At 71.2% G+C, this 16,559-nt stretch carries 17 protein-coding genes; 8 read left to right on the top strand and 9 right to left on the bottom strand.

Annotated features, from left to right (window positions below):
- Window positions 1-99: 99 nt before the first annotated feature.
- From ACFP1K_RS05005 to ACFP1K_RS05025, 5 genes are all read left to right on the top strand, one after another.
- A complete protein-coding gene (locus ACFP1K_RS05005) occupies window positions 100-942 on the top strand; it encodes a YihY/virulence factor BrkB family protein (RefSeq protein ID WP_380747358.1) in 843 nt (280 codons plus the stop codon).
- 273 nt (window positions 943-1,215) lie between these two features.
- Window positions 1,216-1,410, top strand: a complete 195-nt coding sequence (locus tag ACFP1K_RS05010) for a UBP-type zinc finger domain-containing protein (RefSeq protein ID WP_380747709.1) — start codon at window positions 1,216-1,218, stop codon at window positions 1,408-1,410.
- Window positions 1,411-1,427: 17 nt separating this feature from the next.
- Window positions 1,428-2,417, top strand: coding sequence for an acyl-CoA desaturase (locus ACFP1K_RS05015; RefSeq protein ID WP_380747360.1), 990 nt, complete (start codon window positions 1,428-1,430; stop codon window positions 2,415-2,417).
- Between the two features lie 153 nt (window positions 2,418-2,570).
- A complete protein-coding gene (locus ACFP1K_RS05020) occupies window positions 2,571-3,533 on the top strand; it encodes a LysR family transcriptional regulator (protein ID WP_380747362.1) in 963 nt (320 codons plus the stop codon).
- Between the two features lie 197 nt (window positions 3,534-3,730).
- Window positions 3,731-4,036: a GlsB/YeaQ/YmgE family stress response membrane protein gene (locus tag ACFP1K_RS05025; RefSeq protein ID WP_380747364.1), complete on the top strand. Its 306-nt coding sequence runs from the start codon at window positions 3,731-3,733 to the stop codon at window positions 4,034-4,036.
- A 114-nt stretch (window positions 4,037-4,150) separates the two neighbouring features.
- Here ACFP1K_RS05025 and ACFP1K_RS05030 read toward each other — a convergent pair whose 3' ends face one another.
- From ACFP1K_RS05030 to ACFP1K_RS05040, 3 genes are all read right to left on the bottom strand, one after another.
- A complete protein-coding gene (locus ACFP1K_RS05030; RefSeq protein WP_380747366.1) occupies window positions 4,151-4,792 on the bottom strand; it encodes a class I SAM-dependent methyltransferase in 642 nt (213 codons plus the stop codon).
- 52 nt (window positions 4,793-4,844) lie between these two features.
- Entirely contained in the window at window positions 4,845-5,834 is a 990-nt protein-coding gene (locus tag ACFP1K_RS05035) for a DUF3616 domain-containing protein (RefSeq protein WP_380747368.1), read from the bottom strand.
- A 128-nt stretch (window positions 5,835-5,962) separates the two neighbouring features.
- On the bottom strand, window positions 5,963-6,931 hold the full coding sequence (locus tag ACFP1K_RS05040) for a carbohydrate kinase family protein (protein ID WP_380747370.1): 969 nt from the start codon (window positions 6,929-6,931) through the stop codon (window positions 5,963-5,965).
- A gap of 257 nt (window positions 6,932-7,188) precedes the next feature.
- On the opposite strand from ACFP1K_RS05040, the gene ACFP1K_RS05045 reads away from it, so the two are divergent.
- Window positions 7,189-8,307, top strand: coding sequence for a YVTN family beta-propeller repeat protein (locus ACFP1K_RS05045; protein WP_380747372.1), 1,119 nt, complete (start codon window positions 7,189-7,191; stop codon window positions 8,305-8,307).
- A 12-nt stretch (window positions 8,308-8,319) separates the two neighbouring features.
- On the opposite strand, the gene ACFP1K_RS05050 is transcribed toward ACFP1K_RS05045, so the two are convergent.
- The 5 genes from ACFP1K_RS05050 to ACFP1K_RS05070 all read right to left on the bottom strand — a co-directional run bounded on the left by ACFP1K_RS05050 (window position 8,320) and on the right by ACFP1K_RS05070 (window position 13,644).
- Window positions 8,320-9,597, bottom strand: a complete 1,278-nt coding sequence (locus tag ACFP1K_RS05050; protein ID WP_380747374.1) for an ABC transporter substrate-binding protein — start codon at window positions 9,595-9,597, stop codon at window positions 8,320-8,322.
- Between the two features lies 1 nt (window position 9,598).
- Window positions 9,599-11,065 (bottom strand): branched-chain amino acid ABC transporter permease, encoded by a 1,467-nt coding sequence (locus ACFP1K_RS05055; protein ID WP_380747376.1) that lies wholly within the window; start codon window positions 11,063-11,065, stop codon window positions 9,599-9,601.
- Entirely contained in the window at window positions 11,058-11,948 is an 891-nt protein-coding gene (locus ACFP1K_RS05060; RefSeq protein WP_380747378.1) for a branched-chain amino acid ABC transporter permease, read from the bottom strand. The genes ACFP1K_RS05055 and ACFP1K_RS05060 overlap by 8 nt, the downstream gene beginning before the upstream one ends.
- Window positions 11,945-12,715, bottom strand: coding sequence for an ABC transporter ATP-binding protein (locus tag ACFP1K_RS05065; RefSeq protein ID WP_380747711.1), 771 nt, complete (start codon window positions 12,713-12,715; stop codon window positions 11,945-11,947). The genes ACFP1K_RS05060 and ACFP1K_RS05065 overlap by 4 nt, the downstream gene beginning before the upstream one ends.
- Window positions 12,716-12,819: 104 nt before the next feature.
- Window positions 12,820-13,644 (bottom strand): ABC transporter ATP-binding protein, encoded by an 825-nt coding sequence (locus ACFP1K_RS05070; RefSeq protein ID WP_380747380.1) that lies wholly within the window; start codon window positions 13,642-13,644, stop codon window positions 12,820-12,822.
- Between the two features lie 166 nt (window positions 13,645-13,810).
- On the opposite strand from ACFP1K_RS05070, the gene ACFP1K_RS05075 reads away from it, so the two are divergent.
- Together ACFP1K_RS05075 and ACFP1K_RS05080 are read left to right on the top strand one after the other, a co-directional pair.
- Window positions 13,811-15,061, top strand: a complete 1,251-nt coding sequence (locus tag ACFP1K_RS05075; protein ID WP_380747382.1) for a PucR family transcriptional regulator — start codon at window positions 13,811-13,813, stop codon at window positions 15,059-15,061.
- A gap of 139 nt (window positions 15,062-15,200) precedes the next feature.
- Window positions 15,201-15,665, top strand: a complete 465-nt coding sequence (locus ACFP1K_RS05080) for an ATP-binding protein (RefSeq protein ID WP_380747384.1) — start codon at window positions 15,201-15,203, stop codon at window positions 15,663-15,665.
- 54 nt (window positions 15,666-15,719) lie between these two features.
- On the opposite strand, the gene ACFP1K_RS05085 is transcribed toward ACFP1K_RS05080, so the two are convergent.
- Entirely contained in the window at window positions 15,720-16,520 is an 801-nt protein-coding gene (locus ACFP1K_RS05085; RefSeq protein WP_380747386.1) for a hypothetical protein, read from the bottom strand.
- Window positions 16,521-16,559: the final 39 nt, after the last annotated feature.

Here is a 16,559-nt window from a genome sequence, read left to right on the forward strand (position 1 = left end):
GGCCTCGGTATGTCAGTCAGTGGGTTAGGCATAAGGCTCGCAGCGGGCTGGGCGGGCGCCCGTCGCCGTCACGGCTGGCTGGATCACCTGTGGCGCGCGGTGAAGCGCTACGACGAGGCCGACGGTGGACGGCTTTCCGCCGCGCTCACCTACTACGCCTTCTTCGCCACCTTCGCCTTGGCCCTGCTCGGGTTCGCCATCCTCGGGCTCGTCATGAACGACCCCGTGGTCCTGGCCGCCGTGCAGGACTACCTCACGGGAAACTTCCCTCGCCTCGACGTCCAGGCGCTGCGCGACGCCGGAGGCACGGCGGGCCTGCTCGCCTTGGTCGGGCTGGTCCTGACCGGCCTGTTCTGGATGGACACCATGCGTTCCGCGAGCAGGGCGATCTGGCGGTTGCCGGAGTATCCGGGCGGCTTCTGGCTTCGTCAGGTCATCGACCTCGGCGTGCTGGCCGGTCTCGGCCTCCTGCTCGCCGTCTCGCTCGCCATCGCCTTCGGCGCCCAGACGCTGCTGACCTGGCTGGCCGTCCACTCGGTCGGGGTCGAGGCCGTCCCCGCCCGGTGGCTTCTGGACGGCACCGCCTTCGTACTCGGCGTCGGCGTGAACACCCTGCTGGCCGCCGCGCTGCTCAGTGCCCCGCCGCGGCTGCGGATACCGTTTCGCCGCATAGCCGGGCCGGCGGTGCTGGTCACCGTCGGGGTGGAGGTCATGAAGACTCTCGGCCAGTTCTTCCTCAATCTCACCGCGGCCAACCCCGCCTATCAGGTGGTCGCGGGCGCGGTCGGCATGCTGCTGTTCCTCAAGGTCGTCAACCAGCTCGTGCTGTTCGCCGCCGCGCTCGCCGCCACCAGCGCGTACGGCGACGTCACCGACCTGGCCGTCGTTGATCGCGAAGGGACGGATGCCGGCGTTCCGAGCGAGGCTCGTCGACCTGGCTGATCACGACGCGCACCGGGCGGGCCGTGTTCTGGCCCGCTATCACGGCTGGTGATAGAGCTTGCTGGGATTGGCCGTTTCCGTCGATGCGCCTGTCGCATTGACTGGTGAGTAACCAGTCGATGCGTCTGGCATCGCTGTCATCGTTAGGGGGGCGGAATGCCCCTGAACATAGAGAGCATGAACGCCGCCGTGGGCGTCAGGCTGAACGGCCAAGCCCCACGTTGCGACCACGCCGACGGGCTCCCGATCGTGGAGCTCGGACTGCCCGAATGTATGGAATGCCGGACCTTCGGCTGGACCTGGAAAAGATTGATGGCGTGCCTGACCTGCGGGTGGGTGGCCTGTTCCAACGATTCGCCGGGCAGACACGCCCGGGAGCACTACCAGGAAACCGACCACCCAGTGGCCGCCTCACTAGAACCGGGAGCGCCCTGGCGCTGGTGCTACGTGCACGGCCGGCCCGTATAAGCGACGAGAAGAGACCCATGACCATTTCCGTACGGCCGGTGGAACACCGGCCTGATTACGACGGCGAATCGCCGTTTCCCGAAGCCGGTGAGCACACTCCGGTCGGCGGATCACAGGCCGGGCTGACCGCGGCGATCGTGGTGCTGCCGTTCGTCGCGCTCGGTGCCGCGATCTTCCTGGCATGGGGACGGGGAATCACGCTCACCGACCTGATCATCGCGGCGGTCCTCTACATCGTGACCGGGCTGGGGGTCACGGTCGGGTTCCACCGGCTGCTCACCCACGGCTCCTTCACCACCCGCCCGTGGGTGCGCGTGGCCCTCGGGGTCGCCGGCTCGATGAGCTTTCAAGGCAATCTGATCGACTGGGTGGCGGTCCACCGCCGCCACCATGCCTTCACCGACCGGCCCGGCGATCCCCACTCGCCCTACCGGTACGGCACCAGCCTGCGTGGGCAGTTGCAGGGGCTTGCCCACTCCCACCTCGGCTGGCTGTTCATCAACGATCAGACCCCCGCCGAGCGCTACGCCCCCGACCTGCTCGCGGACCCGGCGATGGTCAGGGTGGGGCGCGCCTTTCCGCTGCTCTGCGCTCTCTCGCTGGCGTTGCCGTTCGGGCTCGGCTGGGCGATCAGCGGGACCCTGTACGGCGGTCTGACCGCCTTCCTGTGGGCCGGCCTGATCCGTATCGCGCTGCTTCAGCACGTCACCTGGAGCGTCAACTCCCTGTGCCACGTGGTCGGCAGCCGGCCGTACAGGACCCGCCGCCACGACCGCTCGACCAACGTGTGGCCGCTGGCCCTGCTGTCCTTCGGCGAGAGCTGGCACAACGGTCACCACAGTGAGCCCACGTGCGCGCGGCACGGCGTGGAGCGCGGCCAGATCGACCCGTCGGCCGGACTGATCCGCCTGCTCGAACGGCTGGGCTGGGCCGCCGACGTGCGCTGGCCCGACCAGGCCCGCCTCCGTCATCGCCGCGTCGATGTTCCGCCGCGGGCCGGAGACTAGACCGATGTCGCCCGGTGCTCACCTGCGCCGGGACGAATAGTAAGATCGACTACTCCTGTCGTCGTTTGCGGTGTGGCTACAGGGCAGCATGACTATCTAGGCTGGAGTTGACGGTCCACGTTTGCGCCGCCCGGGCGGAAAGGGGTGGCGTTCATGGAGCTACGCCAACTCCGTTACTTCGTGACGCTGGCCGAGGAACTGCACTTCGGCCGCGCCGCGGCGCGCGAGCGCATCGTGCAGTCCGCGCTGAGCCAGCAGATCCAGCGACTCGAACGCGAGCTCGGAGTGCGGCTGCTGGACCGCAGCACCCACCACGTGGCCCTCACCCCTGCCGGGGCCGCCTTCCTCGTGGAGGTGCGCCAGATCCTCGACCATCTGGGCCGGGCGACGCAGATCGCACGCAGCGCTGCGGCGGCCGCGCCCACGCTACGGGTGGGGATCATCGACGCCGGCTACGACTCCATGCCGCTGATCCTGCGCGAGGTTCAGCGACGGCATCCGGACCTGACGATCCATCAGATCGAGGCCAGCACTCCCGAGCAGTACCGGCAGCTGGCCGACGGCCGGCTCGACATCGGGATCGGCCGGGCCTCGCAGACCCCTGCCGACGTGGCGTCCGAGCTGATGAGGCTCGATCCGCTCGGTGTGCTGGTTCCCGACGGTCACCGTTTCGCCGCGCTGGAGGCCGTGCCGGTCGCCACTCTGGCCGACGAACTGCTGTTGATGGGGGAGGACGCGGAAACACCGGAGTTCAACCAGTTCGTCCGCGAGATGTGCCTCGCGGCCGGATTCGTGCCCACTATCTACGAGGGCACGGTGGCGAGCAGCCGCGCGGCGGCCGACCTCGTGCTCCAGCACCGGTGTGTGCTCTGCATCCCCGCCTCCTCGCGCACCTCCAACCGGCCGGGCACCGTGTGGCGACCCCTGATCGAACCCGCCACGCCCTACCCGTGGTCGCTCCTGTGGCGGACGGGCCAGACGCCCCCCTACGTCGTCGCCGTCATCGACACCGCCCGCCATCTGGCCCGCGAACTGGGCTGGCTGGGCCCGCCCGGCGACATCTCTGCCGGACAGCGAGCGCCGACGATCACCGGCCGGACCGACGAGCAGTCCTGAGCCGGTCGTACTCATTCCCCGGCTCGATCGGACGGCGATCGGTTCTGGTGATGGACCTTTCCGAGATCGCCTGTTTCCCCCGCGGCGAGAATGGGATTGGCTCGGGAGCGTGCGGGCCTGATGTTCAGGTCCCCTGCTCCGACCGGTCCGGAAGACCGATCCTTCGCAGACATTCGCTGCAATCTAGGAGTTCGGTCATGGGCATCATCGCCTGGATCATCCTGGGACTCGTAGCCGGGATCGTGGCCAGAATGCTGGTTCCCGGCAAGGACACCCAAGGACTGCTCATCACACTCCTGCTCGGCGTCGCCGGAGCGCTGGTAGGGGGCTTCGTCGCCACCGAGCTCTTCCACGTCAAGGGCATCCAGGGCTTCTTCAACCTCTCGACCTGGATCACCGCCATCGTGGGTGCCGCGATCCTGCTCGTGGCCTACAACCTGCTCACCGGACGGAAGCGCGGCCTCCTCGGGCGGCGGTCCGGCCGCGGCGCCGGCCGAAGGTGACGGTTCCCGCCTAGGCGGGAACCGTCACCCGCCTAGGCGGCGGGACGCGCCGCCGCCGGGACGCCCGGTAGCCGGTTCCCGGCGGCACGGCGGCACGGCGGCACGGACCGCCGGTCAGCGTCGTGCGGAGAAGAACGCGACGGCACCGTCGCGCTCGACGCTGATCTCGCCGAGGCCGGCCGCGGCGAGCCGCGACGAGAGATTCTCGGCCGATCCCACGTCGCCGAAGACCCCGCCGCGCCGGAACAACGAGATCACCGTGTCCTGCCGCAGGCCCCCGCCGCTTACGACCGTGGTCCCCTGCAACCGCCCACCCGGCCGCAGGACGCGGGCCATCTCCGTGAGAGCCGCCTGCGGATCGGGGAAGCAGTGCAGGCCGAAGTAGCTGAGGCACAGATCGAAGCCGCCCTGCCGGTAGGGCAGCGCGGTCACGCTCGCCTGGACGAAGCCGATGTCCCGCAGCCCGTGCCGCCGCGCGTTGGCCCGCGCCCGCCGCAGCATCACCGGCGACAGGTCGAGCGCCACGTAGCGATGGGGACCTTCCTCCGGCAGCCCGCGGAAGGCGGTACCGCCGCCGCAGGCGACGTCGAGGATCCGGCCGCCCTCCAGCCGCGTCCGCAGGTCGTGGATGTCACGGTAGAAGCGGCTCAGATCCGCCCCCCACACCAGCCGGCCGCCGATCCGGCCGAGCCACTCGCGCTCGATGCCGAAGTCGTAGACAAAAGCAGTCAGCCGCGCATGCCGCCAGTCATCCATGTTCCGACCTTCTTTGGCGCGACCCACATCGAGTCAGGTGAAGGCATGTCTTTCAGTCGAGACGAATGAGATCAGCGTAGACGCCCTCCGCGGTCCGCCTGGCCGGGGAGGGGCTGTCGTAGACCACGATCAACCGCCCGTCCTCCAGTACGGCCAGCCCTTCGGGATGGTCGTCCCCCCGACCGAAGGGAAGCTCGGCCACGAGCTCCAGATCCCGGCCCGTGACGATGTCGCCGACGGAACCGGTCCGCCAGCGCACCACCCGGACCGGCCCGTCGAGGGCCATGCTCGGGCCGGTGAGGATCAGCAGATCGTCGCCGTACGGGCACAGGTCGCGGATGCCCAGGCCGTCCAGATCCAGGAAATGCTTGCGGTACGGCTCGGCCAGCCGCAGCCTGGACGGGTCACGCGGATGGGTCACGGGCCGGATCTCCAGCAGCACGGCCCAGCCGCGCAGCACCGGCCCCCGCAGCCCCACGAAGAGCCGGTGGCCACGCTCGTCCGAATGGGCGGCGATGCCCTCGATGTCGAGCCCGTTGTCCTTGCCCGGCAAGGCCAGGAACGGCGCCAGATGGGGATCGCCGGAGAGCATGTCGGCGAGGTTGTCGTGCCCGGCGAGGATGGCGGCCCTGCGCTGCCCGTCCTCCCGCACCGGTACGCCGCCTCGGACCGGCAGCCGCACGAGCACGAACCGGTTCTCCTCCCGGACCACCGTGGCCAGCCTCTTACGGGCCTTGTCGGCGGATTGCCCAGACTTCACCCGCCTGCGCTTGAGACTGTGCGACCCGACCGCCCACAGCCACCCGTCGGTCCTGGCCAGCCCCTCGATGTCGGCCTCCGCCTCCGGCCCCGCCGGGAGGTCCACGAAGTCGTCCAGGTTGAAGGTGCGCTGGTCGTCGTAGACGCCGTCACGTAACGTCAGCCGCTCGATCGTCGCCGTCTCGTCGCCCGCGATCCACAGGTAGGGCCCGTCCTGGCGGATCGCCGAAAGGTTCTCATGGGTACGGGCGCTCTGCGCGCCGGCGTGAAAGCGAAGCTCCACGCGGTCTTCATGTCGCACCCCTCCCATCATGACCTCCGAACCCTTCGAATGAGCGGCTTCCACCGGCGAACCTCAAAGGACCACCCGGGACGGGCGGGAGGCTCTACGGGCCCCCGGCACCGGGACGGTCACGGGGAGGGGGGAAGCAGGGCGCGAGGGGTGAGGTCGCGGGACCACGGGGGGTCGGCGCCGGGGGAGGCGCAGGTCAGGGATGCGACGTGGGCGGCGAAGGTCAGGGCCTCGCGTAGGCGGTCGGAGGGGATCTCGGGGAGGCGGGAGCCGAGGAGGGCGTCGGCGGAGAGGTTGTGGAGGAGGGCGGCGGTGAAGGCGTCGCCGGCGCCTATGGTGTCGGCCACGAGGGTGAAGGGGGCGGGGACCGAGATGCGGGTGCCGTCCAGGGAGGCGGCGGCGCCGGTCTCGCCCCGGGTGACGATGACCAGGCGGGCGCCGTAGCCGTGGCAGATGTCGAAGGCCTCGGCGATGGACATGCCGGGCAGGACGAAACGCAGGTCCTCGTCGCTCATTTTGACGATGTCGGCCAGGGCGCACCAGCGGGGGAAGCGGTCGCGGTAGACCTCGGCGGGGACCAGCCCGGTGCGGACGTTCGGGTCGACGCAGATCGTGAGGTGCGGGCGGGCCGCGGCGATGAAACCCTCCACCAGCGGGCCGCCGGGGTCGCGGGCCAGGGCCAGCGAACCGGTGTGCAGGCAGATCGCGCCGGTGAGCCGCCCGAGGTCGAGCTCCGCCGGGGTCCACTGCCAGTCGGCGGTGCCCTCGGCGTAGAAGGAGTAGCTCGCGCGGCCGTGGGCGTCGATGTCGGCGACGGCCAGCGTGCTCGGCTCGACGGCCGCCACGCACATCGACAGGTCGGTTCCGGAGGCCGCCAGATGGTCGGCGAAGAGTCTGCCGAACCGGTCCCCGGACAATCGCCCGAGGAAGCGTGCCGGGGTGCCGAGCCGGGCGAGCGCCACGGCCGTGTTCGCCGGGCCACCCCCCGGCAGCACCCGCAGGGTGAGATCGTACGGGCCGTTCCCGGCCGCCGTGACCACGGCGTCCGCGACGCATTCGCCGAGCACGGCGATGGGACCAGAGGACATGGACGTGCTTCCTTGCATGGTGCGGGCGGCCAGGGGGAACGCGGAGCGGGAGCTGACGCTGGATTGGCCGTCCCCTGACCTTAGTGCTCCTAGCGTGACCGTAGCCGGTGCCGAGCCGGACACGGACGACGAAGGGCCGGGGTATGCGAAGGCGGACATCGGTGGGTGGGCCGGGGTGGGGCGGGGCCGGTGGGTGGAGGCGGATCGCGGTGGTGGTGGGGGTTCTGGTGGGTGGGGTGGGATGTTCGGGTGAGGACGTGCCGCGGGCGACCGCGACGCCGTCCGCCGGTGTGACGCCGTCCGCCGGCGCCGAGGACGGCAGGGCTGAGAAGGGGGCGGGCCGGGGAGCCGCGGCGGCGCACGGGGTGGGGCGGGGGCGGAGGGTGGATGTCTATCGGTTCGACCGGCCGGGGATGCTGAGCCCGGCGGTGGCGGGGTTCCCGGATCTGGTCTACGTGCCCAACAGCGACAGCGGGACCGTGAGTGTGATCGATCCGAAGACCTATCGGATCGTGCGGCACTTCAGGGTGGGGAAGCGGCCGCAGCACGTGGTGCCGTCGTGGGATCTGAAGACGTTGTGGGTGAACAACAACGAGGGGAACACGCTGACGCCGATCGATCCGGCCACGGGGGAGCCGGGGGCGCCGATCGCGGTGGACGATCCGTACAACCTGTACTTCAGCCCGGACGGGACCACGGCGCTGGTGATGGCGGAGCGGCTCAACCGGCTGGACTTCCGGGATCCGCGCACGTTCGGGCTGCGGCACTCGATGGACATGCCGTGCCGGGGGATCAATCACGCGGACTTCACGGTGGACGGGAACACCATGCTGGCCAGCTGCGAGTTCTCCGGGCACCTGGTGGCGATCGACCTGGCGGCGCGCAAGGTGCGCGAGCGGGTGGTGCTGCCGCATCACAGCATGCCGCAGGACGTGAAGCTGTCGCCGGACGGGACCACGTTCTACGTCGCCGACATGGCCAAGGGCGGCGTCTGGCTGGTGGACGCCGGCCGGTTCGAGGTGGAGCGCTTCGTGCGCACCGGGGCCGGCGCCCACGGTCTCTACGTCAGCCGCGACTCGCGCGAGCTGTACGTGTCCAACCGGGGCGCAGGCTCGGTGTCGGTCGTGTCGTTCGCCAAGCGCAAGCCCGTTGACACCTGGCGCATCCCGGGCGGCGGCTCGCCCGACATGGGCGGTGTCTCGGCGGACGGCCGCCGCCTCTGGCTGGCCGGGCGGTACCACGGCGTGGTGTACGTCTTCGACACCGTCAAGGGCCGCCTGATCCGCACCGTCCCGGTCGACGCCGGCCCGCACGGGCTCGCGGTGTACCCGCAGCCGGGGCGTCACTCCCTCGGCCACACCGGCGTCTTCCGGTGACGGGACGGCGCGTCAGCCCACGGGGACCTGGTACTCCTTGGCGAGGTCGGACGCCGCGGCCTGCTTGAAGATGACGGACCCGCCGATGGCGTCCTTGTCGGGCTTGACGATGTAGGAGTTGCGCGAGGCCGGCTGGTCTACGTGGGAGAAGTCCATCGGCGAGCCGAACCCGGCGTCCCACGCGGGTGTGGACCGGTGCGCCTTGACGATGCCCTCCCGGCTGAGGTCCTTGCCCTCGCACGCCTTCTTCAGCGCGTCCCCGACGATGTTCGCCGCCCAGTACCCCGACGTCACGCCGCTGTCGAGCTGCTGGCCGGGGTACTTGGCCTTGTAGTCGGCGACCAGCTTCTTGATGGCGGGCAGGTCCGCGCTGAGCGGGGTGCCCGCGGTCATGATGTAGTAGTCCTTCAGCAGCGCGGGCGCCGCCGGGGTGGCGAGCAGCTGCGGGCTGTAGGCCGAGTTGCTGCCGATGAACGGCACGTCCATGCCCTTGGCCAGCGCCACACCCACCAGGGACGCCGCCTGCCGCGGGCCGACCGACACCATGATCGCCTTCACGCCCGCCGCCTTGAACGCCGACACCTGCGCGCTCATGTCCTGGTCGGTCGCCTTGATCTTCTGCTCGACCACCGTCAGCCCGAGCTTGCCCGCCGCGTACTTGGAGCCGTTGAGCGCGCTCTCGCCGTAGTCGCCCTCGAAGTACAGGTGCCCGATCTTGTCGCCGGACTTGATGCCCTTCTCCTTCGTCAGGAAGTCGACGCCGTTGATCATGTCGATGTCGTACGTCGTGCCGGTGACCTGGATGGCCTCGGTGCCGAGCAGGCCGGTGGCCCACGCCATGGGCAGCGTCAGCAGCTTGTCGCCCTCGATGCGCTGCTTGAGGGCCGCGACCATCGGCGAGCCGACGAACTGGCTGATCGCCGCGGACTTCGGCGCGATCTCGGTGTACGCGGCCACCGCCTTCTGCGCGTCGTAGCCGTGGTCGCGCACGATCGCCTCCAGTGAGCGCCCGCAGACGCCGCCCTGCGCGTTGACCTGCTCGAAGTACAGCTGCTGTGCCTGGGTGAGGCTCTTGCCGAGCGAGGCGTACGGGCCGGTCAGGTCGGTGAGGACGCCGATGGAGATCTTGTCGGCGGTGACGCCGGGGCCGGTCTTCACGCCGTCGCCCGCCGAGGCGGTGGCGCCTTCGCCGCCGGTGGCCTTGCCGCTGGCGCAGCCGGAGACGGCGAGCGCGAGCGCGGCCAGTGTGGCCACGGTCGCCGCGCCGGTACGGATGCCGAATTTGCCCATGTCAGCTCCTGGGGTCGGGGGAGGGGGACGGATCGGTGGAAGGTGGGGACGCCGTCCGGCGCCTGACGACGGCGCGCAGCCGGCCCGCCAGCCCCATGAGGCCGCCGGGCAGGAACAGCACCACGCTGACGACGGCGGCCCCGTAGAGGATGCGGGCCGCCTCGGCGGGCGACACGCCGCCGGAACCGGGTTCGGCGATCATGGGGAGCGAGTCGCTGTAGCGGGTGAGCAGCTGGGGGAGCATCGAGACGAACACGGCGCCGAGGACGGCGCCGCCGACCAAGCCGAGGCCGCCGATGACGATCATCGCGAGGTAGTCCAGGGACAGCAGCACGCCGAAGTAGTCGGGCACGGTGCGCTGGAACACCAGGGCCAGCATCACCCCGGCCAGCCCGGCGTACATCGACGACAACACGAACACCCCGGCCCGGTAGCGGGCCACCGGCACGCCCATCACCCCGGCGGCGATCTCGTGGTCCCTGATGGTGTTCATCGCCCGGCCCGGACGGCCGCGCAGCACGCCGCGCGCGAACAGCGCGGCGCCGAGCAGCAGGAGCAGCCCGAGGAACCACAGCCGCTCCAGCGCGCCGAACGGCACGTTCAGCAGCACCAGCTCCGGGGTGTCGGCGAAGCTCAGCCCGAACAGTTCCATGGGCGGCACCGCGCGGCCGTTGTAGCCGCCGGTGACGGGCTCGGCGTTGAACAGCAGATGCTGGCCGAGGAAGATCAGCGCGATGGTGGCGATGCCGAGGTAGGCCCCCTTCAGCCGCCCCGCGATCGGGCTGAACAGCCCGCCCGCCACCCCCGCCGTGCCCACCGCCAGCACGGCGGCGATCGGCGTCGGCAGCCCGAGCCCGAGCAGGTCCCCCTCGTCCCCGGCGTCGGCGAAGTACACGTACCCGTACGCCCCGACCGCGAGGAAGAAGGCGTGCCCCATGGACAACTGCCCGGTGGAGCCGGTGAGCAGGTTGATACCGATGGCCCCCACCGCCGCCGACATCGCGAACAGCCCCGTCTGCAGCCAGAACCCTTCCAGATAGAACGGAATCGCAACCGCCACCACCACGACGACCGCCCACACCACGCCCCGCACCATCCGAGCCCGCGTGACGCCCCCTGGCCGTTTCACCACCTCACTCCGCACAGGCACGAATGCCGAAATATCGGAAATGTCGGTGGTGGGGGAGAGAGAGTGGGGCGCGGGGGAGGACCGGGAGGTGTCCCCGGCGCCGGGGGCTCCGGGAGTGCCGCCAGCCTGGCCGGTCGCGGCCCCGTCGGTGCCGGAGGCCCCGGGGGTGCGGTCGGTCGTGCTTTCTTCGGTGCCGGAAGCCCTGGGGGTGCGGTCGGTCGTGCTTTCTTCGGTGCGGGGAGTCCCGGGGGTGCGGTCGGTGGCGGGGGTCTTCGGGGGGTGGGTGGTTGTGGTTTCTTCGGTGGCGGGGTGGGTTGTGAGGTCGCGGGGGTCAGACACGGGCGGTCTCCCTTGTGCCGAAGAGGCCGGAGGGGCGCCACAGGAGGATGAGGATCATCACCAGGAAGGGGGCCACGTCGCCTATGCCGCGGCCCAGGAAGGCAAGCTGGTTCTGGTAGCCGGTCATCAAGGCTTCGGTGACGCCTACCAGCAGGCCGCCTACCAGGGCGCCTGTGGTGGAGTCGAGGCCGCCGAGGATGGCGGCGGGGAAGGCCTTGATGGCCACCAGGGCGGTGCCGCGGTCGAGGCCGGGGGTGGGGAAGACGCAGAGGAAGACGGCGGCCACGGCGGCCAGGGCGCCGGCCACGGCCCAGGCGCTCAGGGAGATCCTGCCGAGGCGGATGCCCATCAGGGCGGCCGTTTCGGCGTCCTCGGCGGTGGCGCGCATCGCCACGCCCCAGCCGGTGAACTTGAAGGCCAGCAGGAACGCGCCTATCAGCGCGGCGGCGGTGCCGAGCGCCACCAGGCGCACCTCGGCGATCGTCACCCCGCCGACGCTCACCACCGAACTGCCCCACGGGTCGCCGAGGGCCAGGATCTCGGTGCCGATCTGGCGGGTGAGCTCAGTGGTGAGCACGATGTCGACGCCGATGGTCACGATGGCCAGCACGCTGTGGGACAGCACGTTGGCCCGCCGGATGACGAGGAACTCCACCAGGGCCGCGACCACCGCAGCGGTGGCCACTCCGGCCAGCAGCGCGAGCCAGAAGCCGATGACCGGCTGGGTGCGGGCGACGACGTAGCCGCCGGCGAGCAGCAGGGAGGCGTGCGCGAAGTTCACCACCTCGGTGGCCTTGAAGATGATGACGAAGCCGAGCGCGATGAGGGCGTACACCGCGCCGATCGAGACGCCGTTGACCAGGAGCTCCAGGAACGTGATCACGCGCTCTCCTCGCTCGCGCCGAGGTAGGCGCGGATGACCTGTGGATCGCCCTGCACCTCGGCGGGCGGGCCGTCGGCGATGCGGCGGCCGAAGTCGAGGACGGTGACCTGGTCGGCCAGGCGCATCACCACGCCCATGTCGTGCTCGACCAGCACGATGGAGATGCCGAGGCTGTCGCGCACCGCCGTGATCAGCTCGGCGATCTCGGCGCGCTCGCCGCCGTTCATCCCCGCGACCGGCTCGTCCAGCAGCAGCAGCCGCGGCTCCATGCACAGCGCGCGGGCCAGTTCGACGCGTTTCTGCACGCCGTACGGCAGCAGGCCGACCGGCGTGGCCAGCAGGCCGCCGATGCCGACGAACTCGGCGATCTCCGCGACCCGCGCCCGGTGCCGCACGGCCTCGCCGCGCGCCGCGGGCAGCCGCAGCCCGGCGGCGACGAAACCGGCCTTGGTGAGCCGGTGCCTGCCGAGCATCAGGTTGTCCACCACCGGCAGGTGCCGGGACAGCGCGATGTTCTGGAAGGTGCGCGCGACGCCGAGCGCCGCGATCCGGTGCGGCGTCAGCGCGGTCAGCTCGGCGTCGCCGTACCGGACGCTGCCCGACGTGGCCCGGTACACCCCGGACAACACGTTGAAGCAGGTCGACTTGCCCGCGCCGTTCGGCCCGATGACGGCGTGCACGGTGCCCGGCGCCACGGTGAAGCTCACCCCGTCCAGCGCCGTCAGCCCGGCGAACCGCACGGTGACGTCCCGCACCTCCAGCGGCAACGGCACCGGCGCGGACTCGTGCGGCGGCGCGTGGTCACCGGGTTGGCGCGGTACCCCCGCATCCGCGGAGGAATCCGACATACCGTCCGGTTGGTATGAACCCGTCATGCGAACCACCTCGTCAGAGTCCGGCGCGGTGGCGCGCCTCGGGGACGGTCCCGCGCGGCGTCGGCCATGCCGAGGTAGCGGCGCCTGATCTCGTCGCCGGCGGCCAGGTCGGCGGTGCGGCCCTCCAGAGCCACCTCGCCGACCTCCAGCACGTAGGCGTAGGAGGCCAGGGACAGCGCCAGGGCGACGTTCTGCTCGACCAGCAGCACCGAGGTGCCCGCGGCGTTGATCTCCTTGACGGTCTCGCCGATCCGGGCGGCCACCAGCGGCGCTAGCCCCAGCGTCGGCTCGTCCAGCAGCAGCAGCGACGGGCGGGCCATCAGCGCCCTGCCGATGGCGAGCATCTGCTGCTCGCCGCCGGACAGCAGCCCGGCGCGCTGGTGCGCCCGCTCGGCCAGCACGGGGAACAGCGTGTGCACCCGTTCGCGGGCCAGCGCCGCCTCCCTGGCGCCGCCGCCCTTGGCGCCGAGCGCCCCGGCGCGCAGGTTCTCCTCCACGGTCATCCGGGCGAACACCCGCCGCCCCTCGGGGACCTGTGTCACGCCCCGGGCCACCACGCCGGGCGCGGGCACCCCGGACAGGCGCGTGCCGCGCCAGGTGATGTCGCCGCCGCCGATGCCGCCCCGGTGGAAGCGGAGCGTGCCGGAGACGGCCCGTAACAAGGTGGACTTGCCCGCGCCGTTGGTGCCGAGCACGGCGACGACCGCGCCCGCCGGGACCCGTAACGAGACGCCGCGCAGGGCCCGAACCGGGCCGTATCCCACCACCAGGTCGCTGACCGCCAGCCCGCCGTCTCCGGCCGGGGGCGCCGTGGCCTCCATCGTTCCTCCCGCAGAGCCGGTGCAGGCACACCAAAACGCCGCGCGCGCACCGACGTCCAGATCCGCAGGTGAAGTCGGGACAGGTGCCCACCGGCGCGGAAAGGCCGTTGTGCACGAGCACAACGGCACGTCACGAAACGAGAACCGAACCTTGTTCCGGAGGGGGGTGGGTGGCAGTCTGGTGAAGATGGCCGTCAAGCGCAGTGAGCACGTGGGTGAGGACGTGCGCCAGGTGTTACGGATCGCCGCCACGCGGCTGCTCCGCCAACTTCCCGAACTCACCGAGGAGCTGGTCGCCCGCGTGCGGGAGGGCGACGAGGCGTACCGCAGGTTCGTCACGCCCGACGACCACTGGCAGAGCACCGAGGAGGGCCTGCGCGTCGGCATCGAGGCCATCCTGCAGAGGCCGGACGAGCGCCGTGACCTGGAGTTCGCCCGGCGCATGGCCGGGCGCCGCGCCGAGCAGGGACTGCCGCTGGAGTCCCTGATGCGCATGTACCGCCTGGCGGCCCAGGTCACCTGGGGCGCCTTCGTCGACCTGATCGAGCGCGAGCACGCCGAGCTGCTGCCGGCGCTGGTGCGCACCGCGACGCACGTCTGGCACGCCATCGACCGTCAGGCGCTGATGGCGGCCGACATCTACCGCAGGCGCGAGAAGGAACTGCTCGGCCGCAGCACCGAGCGGGTGAACGCGCTCCTGGACGAGTTGCTCGAAGGAGTGGCCGACACCGCGGTGGCCCGGTCCGCCGCGGCCGGTCTGGATCTTCCCGAACGCGGCCGTTATGCGGTCGTCACAATGAGGCTCGCCGTGCGTCATGATCACGACGGTTCGCGCCCCAACGGGTACGGCACGCCGGGCGTGGACGGCCGCCCGGAGGTGCTCGGGCCCATGCGGCTGCTGTGGCGGATGCGCGCCCAGTACGAGGTCGCCGTCGTCGCCCTCGGCGAGGCCACCCTGGAGGAGCTGGCCGAGGGCATGACCGCCGTGGCGTACGGCCCGGCGGGCGTCAGCCCGGTCGTCGGCGGCCTGGTGGAGCTGGCCGCCGCGCGGCGGCTCGCCGAGCTGGCCATGCGCACCTGCGAGGGCTGCGGCCCCGAGATCGCCCGCCTGGACCGCAGGCTGCCGTCCGCCCTGGTCATCTCGCAGCCGGAGCTGTCGGGCCGCCTGGTGTCGGAGGTGCTCGGCGCGCTGCTCGGCCTGGACCCGACCGACCGCGAGGTGCTGCTGGCCACGCTGGCGGCGTGGCTGCGCTGCGAGGGCTCCGCCGCCCGCGCGGCCGGGCAGCTGTACTGCCATCGCAACACCGTGTTCAACCGGATGCGGCGGCTGGAACAGCTCACCGGCCGGTCCCTCTCCCGCCCGCGCGACATCGTCGAGCTCGCGCTCGCGCTGGACGCCACCCGGCTGCTGTCCTGATCCGCCACTCGGGTCCCAGCGGCCCCACCAGGGGGTCTCGCCGACGGGCGGGGAGCAGGTTCCTACCTTTTGGCGACATCTCACGGGGGTGGTGCCGCGTCCTAAACAGGGTGCGGGCTGAACACTAACGGGGGGTCACATGACTTCATCGGGGTACGTCAGGGCACAACCGCCGAGCGACCGGGTGATGCGCCTGGCGGGCGACCCGGACGCGGTGGCACGCGCCCGGCGGCTCGTCTCGTCCGCCGTCGGCGTCGCGCATCCGCTGCACGACGACTGCGTGCTGCTGACCAGCGAGATCGCCACCAACGCGGTGGTGCACTCCGCGTCGGCCAACGGGGGTGCCTTCACCTTGTCCGTCTCCTACTCCAGCGAATGGGTGCGGGTGGCCGTGCAGGACGCCGGCTCGGCCGAGCCGCCGTTCGGCTGGCGTCCCACCTCGCCGCTGGACACCGGCGGCCGGGGACTGCAACTGCTGGAGGCGCTCGCGCACCGCTGGGGGTTCATCAGGGAGTCCGGCAAGAACAACGTGTGGTTCGAGATGCACATCGACCTGGCCACGCCGGCACGCGTCAGCACCAACGGCAGACGCGCGGCCCGCTGACCCGGACGGCCCGAGGAGGATCGAGGTGGGAAAGGCTCCGCGCGACCGGGTGTTCTAGGGGAAGCCGTCACCTGGCGCCGGCGGCCGGCTGACCTCCCAGAGGCGCTCCCATTCGGCGTGGAAGTGCTCGTACCATCGGCGGTCCCGCCGGGCGGCGAGCGTGAACACCGGGTCCGGGCCGGGCGACCGGTGGGAGTAGAGGTCGACGTGGATCCGCCCCTCCTCGGTGTCCGGGTCGATCAGTGTCAGCCCGAAGGCCGGGACGAACGGCATGAACCTCACCTCGAGCCGCCCGGTGGACGAAGGCGTCGCGGCGAGATGCCGCAGCAGGTCGATGGTGGGTTTGAGCCGGTGCTCGTAGATCTGCGGGTCGTCGGGGATGGTGCTGCGGCGCGCCGCCTCGTGGGGCGTGCTCGTGGCGGGATCGATGATCGCCACCCTGACCGTCGCCCCGCTCATGAGCCGCCGCTGCAGGTCCCCGATGTGGGTGCGGACGGTCCGGCTCAGGGTCACCCCCGCGATGCGGATGTCGTCGGCACCGCCGATCTCCCGTTCCAGGTCCTTCTTGTCCGTGGCGAGGAACGCGTCGGCCGACACCTCACCGGCGATCCTCTCCTGCACCAGTCGCGTCAGCGCGGAGACCCGCGCCTCCAGCCCCGCCACCTGGTGACGGGGACCGAGCGCGTTGACGGCCAGCAGCCCCAGCGTGGCCAGCGTGGCCGCACCCACGACCTTCGGACCGACCAGGTCGAACACGCCGAGCACACCGACGACGGCGGCGATCGAGGCCGTGACGTAGATCTCGATGTTCCTGCCCCCGGCGAGATCGCCGCGTAGCCGCTCCACAAGGCGCACCACCCAACTGTTGTGTCCCTTCCACACCGGAGTCAATGC

This window comes from Sphaerisporangium aureirubrum (genome assembly GCF_042658925.1).
Taxonomy (GTDB): domain Bacteria; phylum Actinomycetota; class Actinomycetes; order Streptosporangiales; family Streptosporangiaceae; genus Sphaerisporangium; species Sphaerisporangium aureirubrum.